We start from the raw sequence: 17,951 nt of genomic DNA, 5'->3' as shown, positions 1-17,951 counted from the left end.
CCCGCGGGGCGAGCACGGGGAACACGGGGGGAGCACAGGGAGCGGGACTGGTGGACCGGGGGGTCCGTCCAGTCCCGTTTCGCGTTCCCCGGCCGTCCCGCCCCGGCCGGCCCCGTCATGTCATGCCACGGTCCGCTGCCGGCTCTGTCGTCCCGCCGCTGCCGCCGCCAGCCGGCCCAGGGCCTCGTCGCGGTCGCAGGGGTGAGCGCCCAGGGAGACCTGGCGGGCCACGATCGACCGCTCGGTGCGCATCAGCCGCCAGCCGCGCCGCAGCAGGAACGGCACCGACTTGCGGCCCTCCCGCAGATCCCGCAGGAAACGCCGGCGGAAGGTGGTGAACGGACCGCGGCTCAGGCACAGCGCGTCGGCCAGCAGGCCCCGTTCACGGCAGCGTTCCACGATCTCCGCGGCGAAGATGCCCTCCGCGATGAACAGCGGGGTACGCCCGATGCGCAGTGTCTCCTCGCCGGTACGGGCGCTGAGTGAGATGTCGTAGACCGGGACCGGCGTCGAACCCGTGGCGCACAGCCGGGCGATGGCCTCGACCGCGACGTCCGCGTCCCAGGACTCCGGGTGGTCCCAGTCGATGTCCGAACTCCCCTCGACCAGGGGCAGAGTCGGGTCGCCGGCTTCCTTGTAGAAGTCGTCCAGGCGCAGCACGGGGAGCCCGGAACGGGCGGCGACGAGGGACTTGCCCGAGCCCGAGGGGCCGCACAGCAGCACGACACGGGCGGGGGCCGGGAGATGAATGCTCACGGAACACCAGTTTGAAGCATGGTGAGCGCCCTGCCGACCCCGCGGGTCGGCTTTTGAGCGTGAGTCTCACCTCAACTACCCTTCGTGTCGACATCCTTACCCTGCGCACCAGAAGGTGGCACCAGAGATGGCCCGACACACTTCCTCCCCGCACCCCGTGGCGCAGCGCGCCCTCATCGCCCTGGCCACCGCCACGGCGGCCCTGGGAGCGGGCGCGGCCACGGCGCACGCGGACGCGTCCGGTCAGCCCCTGGAGGTGCCCTGGCGGCCCACCTCGCTCGGCCACATCGACCCGCAGGCCGGACTGACGGCGCTCACCGGCACGGTCGGCTACGTCACCGGGCCGGTCACGGGCCTCAAGCCCAACCCGCTCGCCGGGACCGGTGTCGACCCGCTGGACAACGGGGTCGGCACCCGGGTCGCCGACTTCAAGCCGGTCACCTCGCAGGCCCTGACCCGGCCGGTGGCCGAGGCCGAGTCGCTCGGCGCGCTGCCGGTGGTGGGTCAGGTGACCGGGCTGCTCGGCGGCGGCGCGGGCGCGCCGCTGGGCTGACCGGCGACGGCCTCGCGCGGCAGACGCGTCGGAGAGCCGGACGAGAGCTGTACGACAGAGAGGTACGAGAGAGCCGCGCCGCCCCCGGACGGAGGGGTGGCGCGGCTCTCGTCCGTGGAGGCCCGGCTCAGTAGGAGGAACCGGAGGCGCCCAGCGACCCCGTGGGGTGCCAGACCGTCTTGGTCTCCAGGAACGCCGTGAGGCGCTCCGTGCCGGGCGTCTCGAAGTAGTCCACAGGCTGTGGACGAAGGACGCGCTTGAGGTTGTCCGCCGCCGCGATCTCCAGCTCCTTCGCCAGCACCTCGTCGGCGCCCGCGAGGTCGATCGCGTTGACGTCCTGGTGCGCGGCGAGCGGGGCCGCGATCTCCGCCGTACGGCCGGACAGGACGTTGACGACCCCGCCGGGGACGTCCGAGGTGGCCAGCACCTCGCCCAGCGACAGGGCGGGCAGCGGGGCCTTCTCGGAGGCCACGACGACCGCGGTGTTGCCCGTGGCGATCACCGGGGCGAGCACCGAGACCAGTCCGAGGAAGGACGACTCCTGCGGGGCCACCACGGCGACCACGCCGGTCGGCTCCGGGGAGGACAGGTTGAAGTACGGGCCCGCCACCGGGTTGGCGCCGCCGACCACCTGGGCGATCTTGTCCGTCCAGCCCGCGTACCAGACCCAGCGGTCGATCGTGGCGTCCACGACCGCGGCCGCCTTCGACTTCGACAGGCCCTCGGCGTCCGCGACCTCCCGGACGAACTGGTCCCTGCGGCCCTCCAGCAGCTCCGCGACGCGGTACAGGACCTGGCCGCGGTTGTAGGCGGTCGCGCCGGACCAGCCGCCGAACGCCTTGCGCGCGGCCACGACCGCGTCACGGGCGTCCTTGCGGGAGGACTGGGGGGCGTTGGCCAGCCACTTGCCCTTCGAGTCGGTCACCTCGTACACCCGGCCGCTCTCGGAACGCGGGAACTTCCCGCCGACGTACAGCTTGTAGGTCTTGAAGACAGAAAGTCGCTCAGACATCGAGGTACGCCTCCAGGCCGTGGCGGCCGCCCTCGCGGCCGAAGCCCGACTCCTTGTAACCGCCGAACGGCGAGGTCGGATCGAACTTGTTGAACGTGTTGGACCAGACGACACCGGCGCGGAGCTTGTTCGCGACGGCCAGGATCCGGGAGCCCTTCTCGGTCCAGATGCCCGCCGACAGGCCGTACTGCGTGTTGTTCGCCTTGGCGACGGCCTCGTCCGGCGTGCGGAAGGTGAGGACCGAGAGCACCGGGCCGAAGATCTCGTCGCGGGCGATGGTGTGCGCCTGGGTGACGTTGGTGAACAGCGTCGGGGCGAACCAGTAGCCGGAGGTGGGGAGTTCACACGCGGGCGACCAGCGCTCGGCGCCCTCGGCCTCGCCGCGCTCCGCGAGCGTGGTGATCCGGGCCAGCTGCTCGGCGGAGTTGATCGCGCCGATGTCGGTGTTCTTGTCCAGCGGGTCGCCGAGGCGCAGCGTGGACAGCCGGCGCTTGAGGGCGTCCAGCAGCTCGTCCTGGATCGACTCCTGGACGAGCAGGCGGCTGCCCGCGCAGCAGACCTGGCCCTGGTTGAAGAAGATGCCGGTGACGATGCCCTCGACCGCCTGGTCGATCGGCGCGTCGTCGAAGACGATGTTGGCGCCCTTGCCGCCCAGTTCCAGGGTGAGCTTCTTGCTCGTGCCCGCGACCGTGCGGGCGATCTCCTTGCCGACGGCCGTGGAGCCGGTGAAGGCGACCTTGTTCACGTCCGGGTGCGCGACGAGCGCGGCACCCGCGTCCCCGTAGCCCGGGAGGATGTTGACGACGCCCTTGGGCAGGCCGGCCTGGCGGCAGATGTCCGCGAAGAACAGCGCGGACAGCGGGGTGGTCTCGGCGGGCTTGAGGACGACCGTGTTGCCGGTCGCGAGGGCCGGGGCGATCTTCCACGCCAGCATCAGCAGCGGGAAGTTCCACGGGATGACCTGGCCGGCCACCCCGAGCGGCCGCGGACTCGCGCCGAAGCCGGCGTGGTCCAGCTTGTCGGCCCAGCCCGCGTAGTAGAAGAAGTGCGCGGCGACCAGCGGGAGGTCCGCGTCGCGGGTCTCCTTGATCGGCTTGCCGTTGTCCAGCGTCTCCAGGACCGCCAGCTCACGGCTGCGCTCCTGGACGATGCGGGCGATGCGGAACAGGTACTTCGCGCGCTCTGAGCCCGGCAGCGCCGACCACTTCTCGAACGCCTTGCGGGCGGCCCGGACGGCACGGTCCACGTCCTCGGCGCCGGCCTGCGCGACCTCCGACAGCACCTCCTCGGTGCTCGGCGAGACGGTCTTGAAGACCTTGCCGTCGGCCGCCTCCACGAACTCGCCGTCGATGAACAGGCCGTAGGAGGGGGCGATGTCGACGACCGAGCGGGACTCGGGTGCCGGTGCGTACTCGAATGCGGATGCCATGGTGATCAGTCCACCGTCACGTAGTCGGGGCCGGAGTAGCGGCCGGTGGCCAGCTTCTGACGCTGCATGAGCAGGTCGTTCAGCAGCGAGGAGGCGCCGAAGCGGAACCAGTGGTTGTCCAGCCAGTCCTCGCCCGCGGTCTCGTTGACCAGGACCAGGAACTTGACCGCGTCCTTGGTGGTGCGGATGCCGCCGGCGGGCTTGACGCCGACCTGGACACCGGTCTGCGCCCGGTAGTCGCGCACCGCCTCCAGCATCAGCAGGGTGTTGGCGGGGGTGGCGTTGACCGCGACCTTGCCGGTGGAGGTCTTGATGAAGTCCGCGCCCGCCAGCATGCCCAGCCAGCTCGCCCGGCGGATGTTGTCGTACGTCGACAGCTCGCCGGTCTCGAAGATGACCTTCAGCCGGGCGTCCGTCCCGCAGGCCTCCTTCACGGCGACGATCTCGTCGTACACCTTCAGGTACTTGCCCGCGAGGAACGCGCCCCGGTCGATGACCATGTCGATCTCGTCGGCGCCCGCGGCGACGGCGTCGCGCACGTCGGCCAGCTTCACGTCGAGGGCGGCGCGGCCGGCCGGGAAGGCGGTGGCGACCGAGGCGACCTTCACGCCCGAGCCGGCGACGGCCTCCTTGGCGGTGGCCACCATGTCCGGATACACGCACACCGCGGCCGTGGCCGGGGTGGTGCGGTCCGTCGGGTCGGGGTGGACCGCCTTGGCGCCGAGCGCCCGGACCTTGCCCGGGGTGTCCGCGCCTTCCAGCGTCGTCAGGTCGACCATCGAGATGGCGAGGTCGATGGCGTACGCCTTCGCGGTGGTCTTGATGGAACGGGTGCCGAGAGAGGCGGCGCGCGCCTCCAGGCCGACCGCGTCGACGCCGGGCAGCCCGTGGAGGAAGCGGCGCAGCGTGCTGTCGGACGCGGCGACGTCAGCGAGAGCATGAGCTGTGGATGCAGAGGTGGGCATGGTCACCAGACGAGCATATCTACGCGCGTAGCGGATGTATACCCCGGGGAACCGGAAAAGAAGGTTCCGGGCGGCGCGCGGCGTGCCCCGGCCCACACGCCCGGCCGGGTCGGCCGTGGTCCGGGGGCGTGGGGCAGAATCGGGAGCATGACGACCCCGGACCACCAGTCACCCGCGCCACAGCCCCCGGCGTCCACCGCGAGGGACCTGATCTACCGCTCACCCCTGGCGCTGGTGGCCGGTGTGCTGCTGCTCGTGCTCGTCGGCTGGCTGGGCATCGACGCGCTGATCGGCGGACACGGGCGCACCCCCTGGTTCGCGCTCGCCGGGCTGATCCTCCTCGTCCCGCTCGTGACCGCCTTCACGCTGCGCCCGGCGGTGTTCTCCGGCGAGGACCGGCTGCGGGTCCGCAACCCGTTCCGCTCGGTCAGCCTGCCCTGGGGCGAGGTCGCCTCCGTGCGCTCCGGCTACACCAACGAGGTCGTCGCCAACTCCGGCACCAAGTACCAGCTCTGGGCCATCCCCGTCTCGCTGCGCGACCGCAAGAAGGCGGCACGCCGGCAGAGCAAGGCGGACCGGCCCGGCCGATCCGGCGGTTTCGGGCTGTTCGGCGGCCTCGGCGCCGGCGACCACGACGGCCCCACCCGAGCCGAGTCCGACCGGATCGTCGACGACCTCCGCACCACCATGGAACGGCGCGGCAAGGCCCGCTCGGCCCAGGGCGAGGTCACCGTGCGCTGGGCGTACGAGGTGATCGCCCCCACGATCGCCGGAGCGGTCCTCCTGCTGGTCCTGCTGGCCACGGGCTGAGCCTCCGCGCCGGCGGCGCGGGCCTGGCCCCACCCGGCGCTGGGCTGCCCCTGGCCGGGGCCGCGGCGGCCCTGGGGACGGCTGTGCGCCGGTGCCCGCGGGGACGCGTGAGGAGAAGCCCACAGGGGGCGCCCCGGTGGGCCGGGGCGCCCCCTGCGGGCTTGGTGTCTCAGATGCCTGCCGCTGACGACAGGTCGCGCTTGACCGCCGTGAGGAGTTCGCTCGCGCGGGCGTGGGCGGCCGGGAGGTCGGCATGGGCGGTGACCGGGACGACGACCTCCAGGTAGCACTTGAGCTTGGGCTCGGTGCCGCTGGGGCGGACGATGACCCGGGCGCCGTCGAGGGTGTAGCGCAGGCCGTCGGTCGGCGGCAGCCGGTCCGTGCCCCGGGTGAGGTCCTCGGCGCGGGTGATGGCCAGGCCCGCCAGCTCGGTCGGCGGCTGCTCGCGCAGGCGGCGCATCGCCTCCGAGATGACGGAGAGGTCCTCGACCCGCACCGACAGCTGGTCGGTGGCGTGCAGGCCGTGCTCCACCGCGAGGTCGTCGAGGAGGTCGAGGAGGGTGCGGCCCTGCTCCTTGAGCACCGAGGCCAGCTCGGTGATCAGCAGCGCGGCGGTGATGCCGTCCTTGTCCCGGACGCCCTCCGGGTCCACGCAGTAACCGAGGGCTTCCTCGTAGCCGTAGCGCAGGCCGTCCACACGGGCGATCCACTTGAAGCCGGTCAGGGTCTCCTCGTACGGCAGCCCCGCCTTGTCCGCGATCCGGCCGAGCAGCGAGGAGGAGACGATCGACTCGGCGAAGGTGCCGGTGGCGCCGCGCCGGACCAGGTGGGCGGCGAGCAGCGCGCCGACCTCGTCGCCGCGCAGCATGCGCCAGTCGCCGCCGTCCTTGACGGCCACCGCGCAGCGGTCGGCGTCGGGGTCGTTGGCGATGACGAGGTCCGGGTCGGTGGCGCGGGCCCGCGCGAACGCCAGGTCCATCGCCCCCGGCTCCTCCGGGTTCGGGAAGGCGACCGTCGGGAAGTCGGGGTCCGGGTCGGCCTGCTCGGCGACCAGCACCGGCTCGGGGAAGCCGGCGCGGGCGAAGGCCGCCACCAGGACGTCCCGGCCGACGCCGTGCATCGCCGTGTAGACCGTGCGGGCGGTGCGCGGGGAACCGGCGTCGAGGACGGCGTCGGTACGGGCCAGATAGGCATCGAGGACCGCGTCGTCCAGGGTCTGCCAGCCGGACTCCGGGCGGGGCACGTCGTGCAGCGAGGCGATCGCGTCGATCTCGGCGGCGATCCCCGCGTCCGCCGGCGGGACGATCTGGGAGCCGTCGCCGAGGTACACCTTGTAGCCGTTGTCCCGGGGCGGGTTGTGGCTGGCGGTGACCTCGACGCCGGCCACGGCGCCGAGGTGCCGTATGGCGAAGGCCAGGACGGGGGTGGGGAGCGGGCGGGGGAGCACGGCCGCGCGCAGGCCGGCGCCGGTCATGACGGCGGCGGTGTCCCGGGCGAAGTCGGCGGACTTGTGACGGGCGTCGTAGCCGATGACGACGAGCCCGGCGTCCGCGCCGCCGTGCGGGGTGCCGTTCTTCTTCAGGTAGGCGGCCAGACCGGCGGCGGCGCGGATGACGACGCCCCGGTTCATGCGCATCGGGCCCGCGCCGAGCTCGCCCCGCAGACCGGCGGTGCCGAACTGGAGCGTGCCGCCGAACCGGGCGGACAGCTCCGCCGTGTCACCGGCGTCGATCAGCTTGGCCAGCTCCTCGCGGGTCTCCGGGTCCGGGTCCTCGGCGAGCCAGGTCTGCGCCCTGCTGATGAGATCGTCGTGCACCTTGGGATCAACCTCTCCTAGTCTCCGCTGAGGGCTCCGCCCCCAGACCCCCGTTTCGCCCGCCGGTCCACGAGACGGGCGGGCCGAGCGGGGCCGCCTACAGCTTGCCCAGCACCTGGCCCAGCAGCTCGCCCATCCGCGCCGCCGAGTCGCGGCCCGCCTGGAGGACCTCCTCGTGGTTGAGGGGCTCGCCGGTCATGCCCGCCGCCAGGTTGGTCACGAGGGAGATGCCCAGCACCTCGGCGCCGGCCTCGCGGGCGGCGATCGCCTCCAGCACCGTGGACATGCCGACCAGGTCGGCGCCGATGACACGGGCCATGCGGATCTCGGCCGGGGTCTCGTAGTGCGGGCCGGGGAACTGCGCGTAGACGCCCTCCTCCAGGGAGGGGTCGATCTCCTTGCACAGGGCGCGCAGGCGCGGCGAGTACAGGTCCGTCAGGTCGACGAAGTTGGCGCCGACGATCGGGGAGGTCGCCGTCAGGTTGATGTGGTCGCTGATCAGCACCGGCTGACCGGGGCGCATGCCCTGACGCAGACCGCCGCAGCCGTTGGTCAGCACGACGGTCTTGCAGCCGGCGGCCACGGCCGTGCGGACGCCGTGCGCGACGGCGGCGACGCCACGGCCCTCGTAGTAGTGCGTGCGGCCCAGGAAGACGAGGGCGCGCTTGTCACCGAAGGCGTACGAGCGGACCTTGCCGCCGTGCCCCTCGACCACCGGCGGCGGGAAGCCGGGCAGCTCGGTGACCTGGAACTCGGCGTCGGGTGCGCCCAGGGCGTCGACGGCCGGAGCCCAGCCGGAGCCCATCACGAGGGCGACGTCGTGGGTCTCGGCGCCGGTCAGTTCGCGCAGGCGCGCGGCGGCGGCGTCGGCGGCGGCGTAGGGGTCGCCCTGGATGTCGTCCGGAAGAAGAGATGCGTTCACGCCGAAGAGGGTAGCCGGTCTTCGCCTACGCGCGTAGACCACAGAGCGCACGGGTTGGCGATCGTTGTCTTGTCGTTTCCGACGAGCAGCCCGCCCGGCGCCCCTCAGCAGGGCCGCTTGCGCAGTTCCATCACGTAGTCGTGGGGTGCCCCGGCCGACTCGGCGGCGTCCGCGACCTCGCCCAGGTAACGGGCCGAGGGCAGGCCGCCCTCATAGGCGTTCAGCACGTAGGCCCAGGCCGACTCCTCGCCGTCCAGGGTGTGCACCCGCACCCGCATGCGCCGGTAGATGCCGAGGCCGGTGCCCTCCCACCGGTCCAGGGACTCCTCGTCCATGGGCGCGATGTCGTACAGGCCGACGAAGACCTGCTCCCCGGGCGCCTCGACGATCGTCGCCAGCGCGCCCTCCCAGCCGAGCTGCTCGCCGCCGAAGGTCAGCCGCCAGCCGTTCAGCCAGCCGATGGCGCGCAGCGGCGAGTGCGGGGCGCGGCGGGACATCAGGCGCGCGTCGAGGTTGCCGGCGTAGGCGGCATAGAGCGACATGGGGAGAGGGTACGGCAGCGGCGGCGGGCGTCCCCCGGGTCCCGGCGCCGGGCCGCCCGCCGCCCCCCGGGCAGTAGCACCTTGAAGCGTGCGGGACAATGGGGTACGTGACTCGGATCGTGATCATCGGTGGCGGACCCGGCGGATACGAGGCGGCCCTGGTGGCCGCCCAGCTCGGCGCGGAGGTGACCGTCGTCGACTGCGACGGTCTGGGCGGAGCGTCGGTGCTGACCGACTGCGTGCCGTCGAAGACCCTTATCGCTACGGCCGAGGTGATGACCACCTTCGACTCCTCCTACGAGGAGCTGGGGATCATCGTCGCGGACGACACCCCGCCGCTGGAGCAGGCGGCCCGGGTGGTCGGCGTGGACCTGGGCAAGGTCAACCGCCGGGTGAAGCGGCTGGCGCTCGCGCAGTCGCACGACATCACCGCCTCGGTCACCCGCGCGGGCGCACGGGTCATGCGCGGCCGTGGCCGGCTCGACGGCATGCAGGCCCTCGACGGCTCCCGCAAGGTCGTCGTCACCGCGGCCGACGGCAGCGAGGAGACCCTCACCGCCGACGCCGTCCTCCTCGCCACCGGCGGCCACCCGCGCGAGCTGCCCGACGCCCAGCCCGACGGCGAGCGCATCCTCAACTGGACCCAGGTCTACGACCTCACCGAGCTGCCGGAAGAGCTGATCGTGGTCGGCTCCGGCGTCACCGGTGCCGAGTTCGCCGGCGCCTACCAGGCGCTGGGCTCGAAGGTCACCCTCGTCTCCTCCCGCGACCGGGTGCTGCCGGGCGAGGACCCGGACGCCGCCGCCGTGCTGGAGGACGTCTTCCGGCGCCGCGGCATGAACGTCATGGCCCGCTCCCGCGCGCAGTCCGCCAAGCGCGTCGGCGACCGGGTCGAGGTGACCCTGGCCGACGGGCGCGTCATCACCGGCTCGCACTGCCTCATGGCGGTCGGCGCCATCCCGAACAGCGCCGGGCTCGGCCTGGAGGAGGCCGGCGTCAAGGTGCGCGAGTCCGGGCACATCTGGACCGACAAGGTGTCCCGGACCACCGCTCCGGGCGTGTACGCGGCCGGCGACGTCACCGGCGTCTTCGCGCTCGCCTCGGTGGCGGCGATGCAGGGACGTATCGCCATGTACCACTTCCTCGGCGACGCGGTGGCCCCGCTGAACCTGAAGACCGTCTCCTCCAACGTCTTCACCGACCCCGAGATCGCCACCGTCGGCTACAGCCAGAGCGACGTGGACGGGGGCAAGATCGACGCCCGGGTGGTGAAGCTGCCTCTGCTCCGCAACCCGCGCGCCAAGATGCAGGGCATCCGGGACGGCTTCGTGAAGATCTTCTGCCGGCCGGGCACGGGCATCGTCGTGGGCGGTGTGGTGGTCGCGCCGCGCGCCTCGGAACTCATCCACCCCATCTCGATCGCTGTCGACAACAATCTGACGGTCGAGCAGATCGCGAACGCCTTCACGGTGTACCCGTCCCTGTCGGGGTCGATCGCGGAGGTGGCACGGCAGTTGCACACGCGTAAGGCAGGCGTCGAGGCCTGAGCCCGAGGGCCCGACTTCCCGCTGGTCACGGGGAGTTGTCGAGCATGCGTGCGGCATAGGCGGGGAGACTAGGCCTTATACCACTCCCCGCCCTACCGTGCGAACAACTTCTGTTATTCGGCGCAAACTGCTGAAACCAGACGGTCGTTGGGGTTACTGTCAGTTTCGTGTTCGCTGCAGAACGTCGCCAATTGATCCTCGAAATGGTGCGAGCGAACGGGGCCGTGTCGCTCCGTGAACTCGCCCGCGTCGTCCAGACCTCCGAAGTGACCGTACGGCGGGACGTGCGCGCACTGGAGGCAGAAGGACTCCTCGACCGCCGGCACGGCGGTGCGGTACTGCCGGGCGGGTTCACGCGGGAGTCCGGCTTTCCGCAGAAATCCCATCTCGCGACCGCCGAGAAGACGGCCATCGCCGACCTCGCCGCGGGCCTCGTCGAAGAAGGCGAGGCCATCGTGGTCGGGGCGGGCACCACCACGCAGGAGCTGGCACGCCGGCTCGCCCGGGTACCCGGGCTGACCGTTGTCACCAACTCCCTGCTGGTGGCCCAGGCGTTGGCCCATGCCAACCGGGTGGAGGTCGTGATGACCGGCGGCACCCTGCGCGGCTCCAACTACGCCCTGGTCGGCTCCGGCGCCGAACAGTCCCTCCAGGGGCTGAGAGTGTCCAAGGCCTTCCTCTCGGGCAGCGGTCTGACCGCGGAGCGGGGCCTGTCCACGTCCAACATGCTCTCGGCGTCCGTCGACCGGGCACTGGTGCAGGCCGCCGCCGAGGTCGTGGTCCTCGCCGACCACACCAAGCTGGGCACGGACACGATGTTCCAGACCGTGCCGACCGATGTCATCACCCGGCTGGTCACCGACGAGCCGCCCCCGCACGACGACCGCGCCGGCACCGAGCTGCAGGCGCTCGCGGACCAGGGGGTGCAGATCGCCGTGGCCGGGGCGAGCAGTCCTCCGGGGGGTGAGCAGGTCCCGGCACGGCGTCCGCTGCCGGGGCCGCGACGGGGGCAGGGCGGACTGCGCGGGATGCTGGGCGAGCAGCCGGCCGGGGTCGAGCGGGGGCGCGTCGCCGATCTGCGGCGACGCTAGCGGGATCCGGGAGGGCTCTCGGAGGGTTGCCGGGGCGCCTTCACGCCGCAGGGGCCGGGTGCTCCGGCGGCAGCGGGCTCCTGGTGGTGGCCCGCGCGGTTCCCCGCGCCCCTGAGGACGGCCGCCGGGCCGCACAAGGCGAACGCCCGGCAGACCATGCGTCCACCGGGCGTCGCGGGAGTACCTGCCGTCAGTCCTTGATCTCGCAGATCGCCGCGCCCGACGTGACCGACGCGCCGACCTCGAAGTTGAGGCCCTTGATGGTGCCCGCCTTGTGGGCGTTGAGGGGCTGCTCCATCTTCATGGCCTCCAGGACGACGACCAGGTCGCCCTCCTTGACCTCCTGGCCCTCCTCCACGGCCACCTTCACGATGGTGCCCTGCATCGGGGACGCCAGCGTGTCACCGGAGGCCACCGGGCCGGACTTCTTGGCCGCGCGCCGCTTGGGCTTGGCGCCGGCGGCGAGGCCGGTACGGGCCAGCGACATGCCGAGCGAGGACGGGAGGGAGACCTCCAGGCGCTTGCCGCCGACCTCGACGACGACCGTCTCGCGGCCCGTCTCCTCGTCCGCCTCCACGTCGGCCGGGGCGGCGAAGGGCTTGATCTCGTTCACGAACTCGGTCTCGATCCACCGGGTGTGGACCTTGAACGGCTCGGTGGAGCCGGTCAGCTCCGGGGCGAACGCCGGGTCCCTGACCACCACGCGGTGGAACGGGATCGCGGTGGCCATGCCCTCGACCTGGAACTCCTCCAGGGCGCGAGAGGCCCGCTCCAGGGCCTCCTTGCGGGTGCGGCCGGTGACGATGAGCTTGGCGAGCAGCGAGTCCCAGGCGGGGCCGATCACGCTGCCGGACTCCACGCCCGCGTCCAGGCGGACGCCCGGGCCCGACGGCGGGTCGAAGGTGGTGACCGTGCCGGGGGCCGGGAGGAAGTTGCGGCCCGGGTCCTCGCCGTTGATCCGGAACTCGAACGAGTGTCCGCGCAGCTCCGGGTCGCCGTACCCGAGCTCCTCGCCGTCGGCGATGCGGAACATCTCGCGGACCAGGTCGATGCCGGCGACCTCCTCGGTCACCGGGTGCTCCACCTGGAGGCGGGTGTTCACCTCGAGGAAGGAGATCGTGCCGTCCTGGCCGACCAGGAACTCACAGGTGCCGGCGCCCTCGTAGGCGGCCTCCTTGAGGATGGCCTTGGAGGCGCGGTACAGCTCGGCCACCTGCTCGTCCGAGAGGAACGGCGCGGGCGCCTCCTCGACCAGCTTCTGGTGGCGGCGCTGCAGCGAGCAGTCACGGGTGGAGACCACGACCACGTTGCCGTGCTTGTCGGCGAGGCACTGGGTCTCCACGTGACGCGGACGGTCCAGGTAGCGCTCGACGAAGCACTCGCCGCGGCCGAAGGCGGCGACCGCCTCGCGCACCGCGGAGTCGTACAGCTCCGGGACCTCTTCCAGGGTCCGGGCGACCTTCAGGCCGCGGCCACCGCCACCGAAGGCGGCCTTGATGGCGATCGGCAGGCCGTGCTCCTCGGCGAAGGCGACGACCTCCTCGGCACCGCTCACCGGGTCGGGCGTACCCGCCACCAGCGGGGCGCCGGCCCGCTGCGCGATGTGCCGGGCGGCGACCTTGTCGCCGAGGTCGCGGATGGCCTGCGGCGGCGGGCCGATCCAGTTCAGGCCCGCGTCCAGGACCGCCTGGGCGAACTCGGCGTTCTCCGAGAGGAAGCCGTAGCCCGGGTGGATGGCGTCCGCGCCCGACTCACGGGCGGCGTTCAGGACCTTCTCGATGTCCAGATAACTGGTCGCCGGAGTGTCACCGCCCAGGGCGAACGCCTCATCCGCGGCGCGGACATGCAGAGCGTCCCGGTCCGGGTCGGCGTATACGGCCACGCTCGCGATCCCGGCGTCCCGGCAGGCCCGGGCCACGCGGACAGCGATTTCGCCACGGTTGGCGATGAGCACCTTGCGCACGATTGAGGCTCCCTCCTTGAAACAAGCCGAGTTTAGGGACTGCCGACACGGCACTTCGACCCGTCCCCAATGGTGAGCTTGCCCACACGGAGCGTGATGCGGGGCTCGCCCGACCCGCGAAATCCCTTGTGCCGGCTCGGTACGCAGGACTCCTGCGGGAAACCCTAGCCCCGTCGTGTGGTCAAGGTCTCTGTGAGAGCGTGCCGCGGGCCACTCGGTTTCTTTGTCGAGTCCCTACGAATGGCCCAATGATTCTTTGCCGCCGACCAAACCCTTGTCCCTCGGTTTACCCGTTAGTAGCGTTCACGTCGACTCGAACGTACTTCAGGTAACAGCAGCTCCGCTCGGGCTGCGGGCGAAGGTGGGTGGAAGCCGGTGGTGCGCAGACCGGTGGCGTGGGTCGTGGCGGTCGTGCTCCTGGCGGAGGCGTTCGTGATCGCCGCATTGAACTGGTTCCTCGGAGTGGTCGTGGACCGGCAGAAGATGTCCCTGGCGGGACTCGACCCGGACGTCATGTCGACGTCCTCGAAGATCGGCGGCCTCGTCTTCGGCCTGTACTTCGCGCTGTGCGCCCTCGTGGCCCTGCTCGTCGCGATCCGCAACCGGCCCCCGGCGGGCTTCGGCCGGATCCTGCTGATCAGCGTCGCGGTCGTGCACGGCCTGCTGGGCGCGTTCGCCTGGGGCCTGGTGGGCTGGACCGCCTTCGTGTTCATGGTGGCCGTGCTCGGCCTCGTGGTGCTGCTCCTGATGACGTACGACCGCGACGGCGGCCCGGAGCGGCAGGCCCCCGGCGGCGGCGCCGGGGACCAGGGCGGAGCGCCGCGGGCGGAGGCCGAGCCGGCCGGGGCCCCGGACGGCGTGGCGCGGTCGCACGGCAGTGCGGACGAACCGCAGGACGGGGACGAGGAGCCGCAGGACTCCGTCCCCGCCCAGGTCACTCGTCCGACGCCCACAACTCCGTGATGCCCACGCCGAGTCGGGCCAGCAGTCGGCGCACCAGGGGCAGGCTGATGCCGATCACGTTGCCGTGGTCGCCGTCGATGCCCTCGATGAACGGCGCCGAGCGGCCGTCCAGGGTGAACGCTCCGGCGACGTAGAGGGGTTCGCCGGAGGCCACGTACGCGGCGACCTCCTCGTCGCTGGGCTCGCCGAAGCGGACGACGGTGGAGGCGGTCGCGGAGACGTGCCGCTCGGCGGCCGTGTCCCAGATGCAGTGCCCCGTCTGGAGCACTCCGGTGCGCCCGCGCATCGCCTTCCAGCGGGCGGTGGCCTCCTCGGCGTCGGCGGGCTTGCCCAGGGCCCGCCCGTCCAGCTCCAGCACCGAGTCGCAGCCGATCACCAGGGCGCCCCGCACCTCGGGCTTCGCCGCCACCACGGAGGCCTTGGCCTCGGCCAGGGCGAGTGCCAGTTCGGCCGGGGTGGGCGCGCTGACGGCGTCCTCGTCGACCCCGCTGACGATCACCTCGGGGGCGAGACCCGCCTGCCGCAGCAGGCCGAGACGGGCGGGGGACTGGGAGGCGAGCACGAGTCGCCGGCGGCTCTTGGCAGTCATGCGGCCAGGTTAGTCACGCGGCACCGCCGGACTCACCTCAGACCGATCACGATCATCCCCAGCACCATCGCGAGGGCCAGGACGAGACCGAGCCGCCGCAGCATCTCCTGCATGTCGCGCAGTTCGTCGGGCGGCTCGTTCTCTGGGTCTGACCACAGCATGTCCCCAGCGTGCGGCCTCGGCCGGGCGGGGCGCCTGAGTACCGGTACTCAAAAACTCGCGCCCCGCGCGGCGCGCCGCCGTGCCTCAGCTCGGCCAGTAGGTGCGGGTCCAGGACGCCGGGCCGGGGCGAGGGACACGGTGCCCCGCGATCCGGGACGGGTCCGACCAGGAGTCCCGCGGCCCGGGCGCGCCGGGCGGCGCCGCGGCCTCGGCCGCGGCGCGGGCGCGGACCACCGCCAGGGCGGCGGCCAGCTCCTCCGGGGTCGGGTTGCCACGTACGACCTTGATGTTCATGAGCGCTCCCAGGGTCCGCGGGCCTACAGGGGGATGTTGCCGTGCTTCTTCGGAGGCAGGGATTCCCGCTTGGTGCGCAGCTGACGCAGGCCGCGGACGATGTGGGCACGGGTGTCGGACGGCATGATCACCGCGTCGATGTACCCGCGCTCGGCCGCGACGTAGGGGTTGAGCAGGGCGTCCTCGTACTCCTGGATCAGCCGGGCGCGCACGGCCTCCAGGTCCTCGCCGTTCGCCTCGGCCTCCGCGAGGGTGCGGCGGTGCAGGATGTTGACCGCGCCCTGGGCGCCCATCACGGCGATCTGGGCGGTCGGCCACGCGAGGTTGAGGTCGGCGCCCAGGTGCTTGGAGCCCATGACGTCGTAGGCACCGCCGAAGGCCTTGCGGGTGATCACCGTGATCAGCGGGACCGTGGCCTCCGCGTACGCGTAGATCAGCTTGGCGCCGCGGCGGATGATGCCGGTGTGCTCCTGGTCGACGCCCGGCAGGAAGCCCGGCACGTCCACGAAGGTGAGCACCGGGACGTTGAACGCGTCGCAGGTGCGCACGAAGCGGGCGGCCTTCTCCGACGCGTCGATGTCGAGGCAGCCGGCGAACTGCATCGGCTGGTTGGCGACAATGCCCACCGGGTGGCCCTCGACCCGGCCGAAACCCGTCACGATGTTCGGCGCGAAAAGGGCCTGCGTCTCGAAGAACTCGGCGTCGTCCAGGACGTGTTCGACCACCGTGCGGATGTCGTACGGCTGGTTAGCGCTGTCCGGGACGAGCGTGTCCAGCTCGCGGTCCTCGTCGGTGAGGGCGAGGTCCGCCTCCTCCGCGAAGACCGGGGCCTCGGAGAGGTTGTTCGACGGCAGGTACGACAGCAGCTGCTTGACGTACTCGATGGCGTCCTTCTCGTCGCCCGACATGTGGTGGGCCACGCCGGAGGTCGCGTTGTGCGTGCGGGCGCCGCCCAGCTCCTCGAAGCCGACGTCCTCGCCGGTGACGGTCTTGATGACGTCCGGGCCGGTGATGAACATGTGCGAGGTCTGGTCGACCATGACCGTGAAGTCGGTGATGGCCGGGGAGTAGACCGCGCCGCCCGCGCAGGGGCCGACGACCAGGCTGATCTGCGGGATGACACCCGAGGCGTGCGTGTTGCGGCGGAAGATCTCGCCGTAGGCGCCCAGGGAGGCCACGCCCTCCTGGATGCGGGCGCCGCCGGAGTCGTTGATGCCGATGACCGGGCAGCCGGTCTTCAGCGCGAAGTCCATGACCTTGACGATCTTCTGGCCGTAGACCTCGCCGAGGGCGCCGCCGAAGACGGTGAAGTCCTGCGAGAAGACCGCGACCGGGCGGCCGTCGACCGTGCCGTAGCCGGTCACCACGCCGTCGCCGTACGGGCGGTTCTTCTCCAGGCCGAAGTTGGTGGAGCGGTGCTGGGCGAACTCGTCCAGCTCGACGAAGGAGTCCTCGTCGAGCAGGAGCTCGATCCGCTCACGGGCCGTCAGTTTGCCCTTGGCGTGCTGCTTCTCGACGGCGCGCTCAGAGCCGGCATGCGTCGCCTCGTGGATGCGGCGCTGCAGATCCGCGAGTTTGCCCGCGGTCGTGTGAATGTCGATCTCTTGGCGCTCTTCCGGCTCGGACATCGGGATCGCGGCTCCCTGCCTGCTCAAAAGGGGGGACGGTTACTCATCCGTAGCGTAGTGGTGCGCCTGCGTGTCGGCAGTGCGGCGTTTCCCACACCTAGGGTGACTTGCATGACGCCGCACAATGCATCAGACGACAGCCGCTGGTCCGATCTGGACCGCCCGCCCCTGAACGCCTCGGCGCTGCGGCGCGGGCTGCTCCGGGAGGGCGGACTGTGGTCCGGGGTCGAGTTGGTCCAGCGCACCGGGTCCACCAACTCCGACCTGGTCGCCAAGGCCGTGGCCGGCACGGTGGGCGAGGGGGCGGTGCTGGTCGCCGAGGAGCAGACGGCCGGGCGGGGGCGGCTGGACCGGCAGTGGACCGCGCCGGCGCGCTCCGGGCTGTTCTTCTCCGTGCTGCTGCGGCCCGTGGAGGTGCCGGTGGCCCGCTGGGGGTGGCTGCCGCTGCTCACGGGTGTGGCGGTGGCGACCGGGCTGTCCCGGGCCGCGGGCGTGGACACGGCCCTGAAATGGCCCAACGACCTGCTGGTGAAGGTCGGCGGTGAGGAGCGCAAGGCCGGGGGGATCCTCGCGGAGCGGGCCGGGGACGGTGGGGTGGTCGTCGGTGTGGGCCTCAACGTGTCGCTGCGGGCGTCGGAGCTGCCGGTGCCGACTGCGGGGTCGCTGGCGCTGGCCGGTGCGGTGACCACGGACCGGGATCCGCTGCTGCGGGCCGTGCTGCGGTCGCTGGAGGAGTGGTACGGGCGGTGGCGGGACGCGGGCGGTGATCCGGCGCGCAGTGGGTTGCAGGAGACGTACGCGGCGGGGTGCGCGACGCTGGGGCGCGCGGTGCGGGCGGAGCTGCCGGGGGAGCGGTCGATCGTCGGCGAGGCGGTGGCGGTGGACGGGGACGGGCGGCTGGTCATCGCC

Annotated in this window: 18 protein-coding genes; 6 read left to right on the top strand and 12 right to left on the bottom strand. The window is 72.2% G+C overall.

Annotated features, from left to right (window positions below; translation table 11 throughout):
• Positions 1-120: 120 nt before the first annotated feature.
• Positions 121-723, bottom strand: a complete 603-nt coding sequence (locus tag V7E45_RS28770) for a uridine kinase family protein (protein ID WP_333777118.1) — start codon at positions 721-723, stop codon at positions 121-123.
• A 160-nt stretch (positions 724-883) separates the two neighbouring features.
• Between V7E45_RS28770 and V7E45_RS28765 the strand changes: the two genes are divergently transcribed.
• Positions 884-1,309, top strand: a complete 426-nt coding sequence (locus tag V7E45_RS28765; RefSeq protein ID WP_333777117.1) for a hypothetical protein — start codon at positions 884-886, stop codon at positions 1,307-1,309.
• Positions 1,310-1,436: 127 nt separating this feature from the next.
• Here V7E45_RS28765 and V7E45_RS28760 read toward each other — a convergent pair whose 3' ends face one another.
• Genes V7E45_RS28760 through deoC form a run of 3 tightly spaced genes read right to left on the bottom strand, consistent with a single transcriptional unit; the run spans position 1,437 to position 4,721 of the window.
• Entirely contained in the window at positions 1,437-2,321 is an 885-nt protein-coding gene (locus tag V7E45_RS28760) for an aldehyde dehydrogenase family protein (RefSeq protein ID WP_333777116.1), read from the bottom strand.
• Positions 2,314-3,750 carry an aldehyde dehydrogenase family protein gene (locus V7E45_RS28755; protein ID WP_333777115.1) on the bottom strand — a complete coding sequence of 479 codons (1,437 nt, stop codon included), beginning with the start codon at positions 3,748-3,750 and terminating at the stop codon, positions 2,314-2,316. Before V7E45_RS28755 ends, V7E45_RS28760 begins: the two co-directional genes overlap by 8 nt.
• A gap of 5 nt (positions 3,751-3,755) precedes the next feature.
• Positions 3,756-4,721, bottom strand: coding sequence for a deoxyribose-phosphate aldolase (gene deoC, locus V7E45_RS28750; RefSeq protein WP_443056274.1), 966 nt, complete (start codon positions 4,719-4,721; stop codon positions 3,756-3,758).
• 141 nt (positions 4,722-4,862) lie between these two features.
• Between deoC and V7E45_RS28745 the strand changes: the two genes are divergently transcribed.
• Positions 4,863-5,525: a PH domain-containing protein gene (locus tag V7E45_RS28745; protein ID WP_333777113.1), complete on the top strand. Its 663-nt coding sequence runs from the start codon at positions 4,863-4,865 to the stop codon at positions 5,523-5,525.
• Positions 5,526-5,694: 169 nt separating this feature from the next.
• Here V7E45_RS28745 and V7E45_RS28740 read toward each other — a convergent pair whose 3' ends face one another.
• From V7E45_RS28740 to V7E45_RS28730, 3 genes are all read right to left on the bottom strand, one after another.
• Entirely contained in the window at positions 5,695-7,341 is a 1,647-nt protein-coding gene (locus V7E45_RS28740; protein WP_333777112.1) for a phospho-sugar mutase, read from the bottom strand.
• Positions 7,342-7,438: 97 nt separating this feature from the next.
• Complete coding sequence (locus tag V7E45_RS28735) at positions 7,439-8,263, bottom strand: purine-nucleoside phosphorylase (RefSeq protein ID WP_333777111.1); 825 nt, start codon at positions 8,261-8,263, stop codon at positions 7,439-7,441.
• A 104-nt stretch (positions 8,264-8,367) separates the two neighbouring features.
• Positions 8,368-8,805 carry a gamma-glutamylcyclotransferase gene (locus V7E45_RS28730; protein WP_333777110.1) on the bottom strand — a complete coding sequence of 146 codons (438 nt, stop codon included), beginning with the start codon at positions 8,803-8,805 and terminating at the stop codon, positions 8,368-8,370.
• 98 nt (positions 8,806-8,903) lie between these two features.
• Between V7E45_RS28730 and V7E45_RS28725 the strand changes: the two genes are divergently transcribed.
• Positions 8,904-10,352, top strand: coding sequence for an NAD(P)H-quinone dehydrogenase (locus V7E45_RS28725; RefSeq protein ID WP_333777109.1), 1,449 nt, complete (start codon positions 8,904-8,906; stop codon positions 10,350-10,352).
• Positions 10,353-10,519: 167 nt separating this feature from the next.
• The gene (locus V7E45_RS28720) at positions 10,520-11,443 is read left to right on the top strand and encodes a DeoR/GlpR family DNA-binding transcription regulator (RefSeq protein ID WP_319147863.1); all 924 of its coding nucleotides are present in this window, start codon (positions 10,520-10,522) and stop codon (positions 11,441-11,443) included.
• Positions 11,444-11,633: 190 nt separating this feature from the next.
• On the opposite strand, the gene V7E45_RS28715 is transcribed toward V7E45_RS28720, so the two are convergent.
• Positions 11,634-13,406, bottom strand: coding sequence for an acetyl/propionyl/methylcrotonyl-CoA carboxylase subunit alpha (locus V7E45_RS28715; protein WP_333777108.1), 1,773 nt, complete (start codon positions 13,404-13,406; stop codon positions 11,634-11,636).
• A 375-nt stretch (positions 13,407-13,781) separates the two neighbouring features.
• Between V7E45_RS28715 and V7E45_RS28710 the strand changes: the two genes are divergently transcribed.
• Positions 13,782-14,369, top strand: coding sequence for a hypothetical protein (locus V7E45_RS28710; RefSeq protein ID WP_333777107.1), 588 nt, complete (start codon positions 13,782-13,784; stop codon positions 14,367-14,369).
• On the opposite strand, the gene V7E45_RS28705 is transcribed toward V7E45_RS28710, so the two are convergent.
• The 4 genes from V7E45_RS28705 to V7E45_RS28690 all read right to left on the bottom strand — a co-directional run bounded on the left by V7E45_RS28705 (position 14,341) and on the right by V7E45_RS28690 (position 17,042).
• A complete protein-coding gene (locus V7E45_RS28705) occupies positions 14,341-14,958 on the bottom strand; it encodes a Maf family protein (protein WP_333777106.1) in 618 nt (205 codons plus the stop codon). The genes V7E45_RS28710 and V7E45_RS28705 overlap by 29 nt on opposite strands.
• Positions 14,959-14,990: 32 nt before the next feature.
• Entirely contained in the window at positions 14,991-15,119 is a 129-nt protein-coding gene (gene mmpB, locus V7E45_RS28700) for a morphogenic membrane protein MmpB (RefSeq protein ID WP_020941864.1), read from the bottom strand.
• 85 nt (positions 15,120-15,204) lie between these two features.
• On the bottom strand, positions 15,205-15,414 hold the full coding sequence (locus tag V7E45_RS28695) for an acyl-CoA carboxylase epsilon subunit (protein ID WP_333777105.1): 210 nt from the start codon (positions 15,412-15,414) through the stop codon (positions 15,205-15,207).
• A gap of 23 nt (positions 15,415-15,437) precedes the next feature.
• Positions 15,438-17,042 carry an acyl-CoA carboxylase subunit beta gene (locus V7E45_RS28690; protein ID WP_333777104.1) on the bottom strand — a complete coding sequence of 535 codons (1,605 nt, stop codon included), beginning with the start codon at positions 17,040-17,042 and terminating at the stop codon, positions 15,438-15,440.
• 111 nt (positions 17,043-17,153) lie between these two features.
• On the opposite strand from V7E45_RS28690, the gene V7E45_RS28685 reads away from it, so the two are divergent.
• Positions 17,154-17,951 (top strand): biotin--[acetyl-CoA-carboxylase] ligase (locus V7E45_RS28685; RefSeq protein ID WP_333777103.1); only part of this gene is annotated, 798 nt, incomplete at its 3' end.

Source organism: Streptomyces sp. IBSBF 3136 (genome assembly GCF_036815105.1).
Lineage (GTDB): Bacteria > Actinomycetota > Actinomycetes > Streptomycetales > Streptomycetaceae > Streptomyces.
The sequence above is the reverse complement of the archived record's forward strand: the minus strand, read 5'-3'. Positions and strand labels throughout refer to the sequence as shown.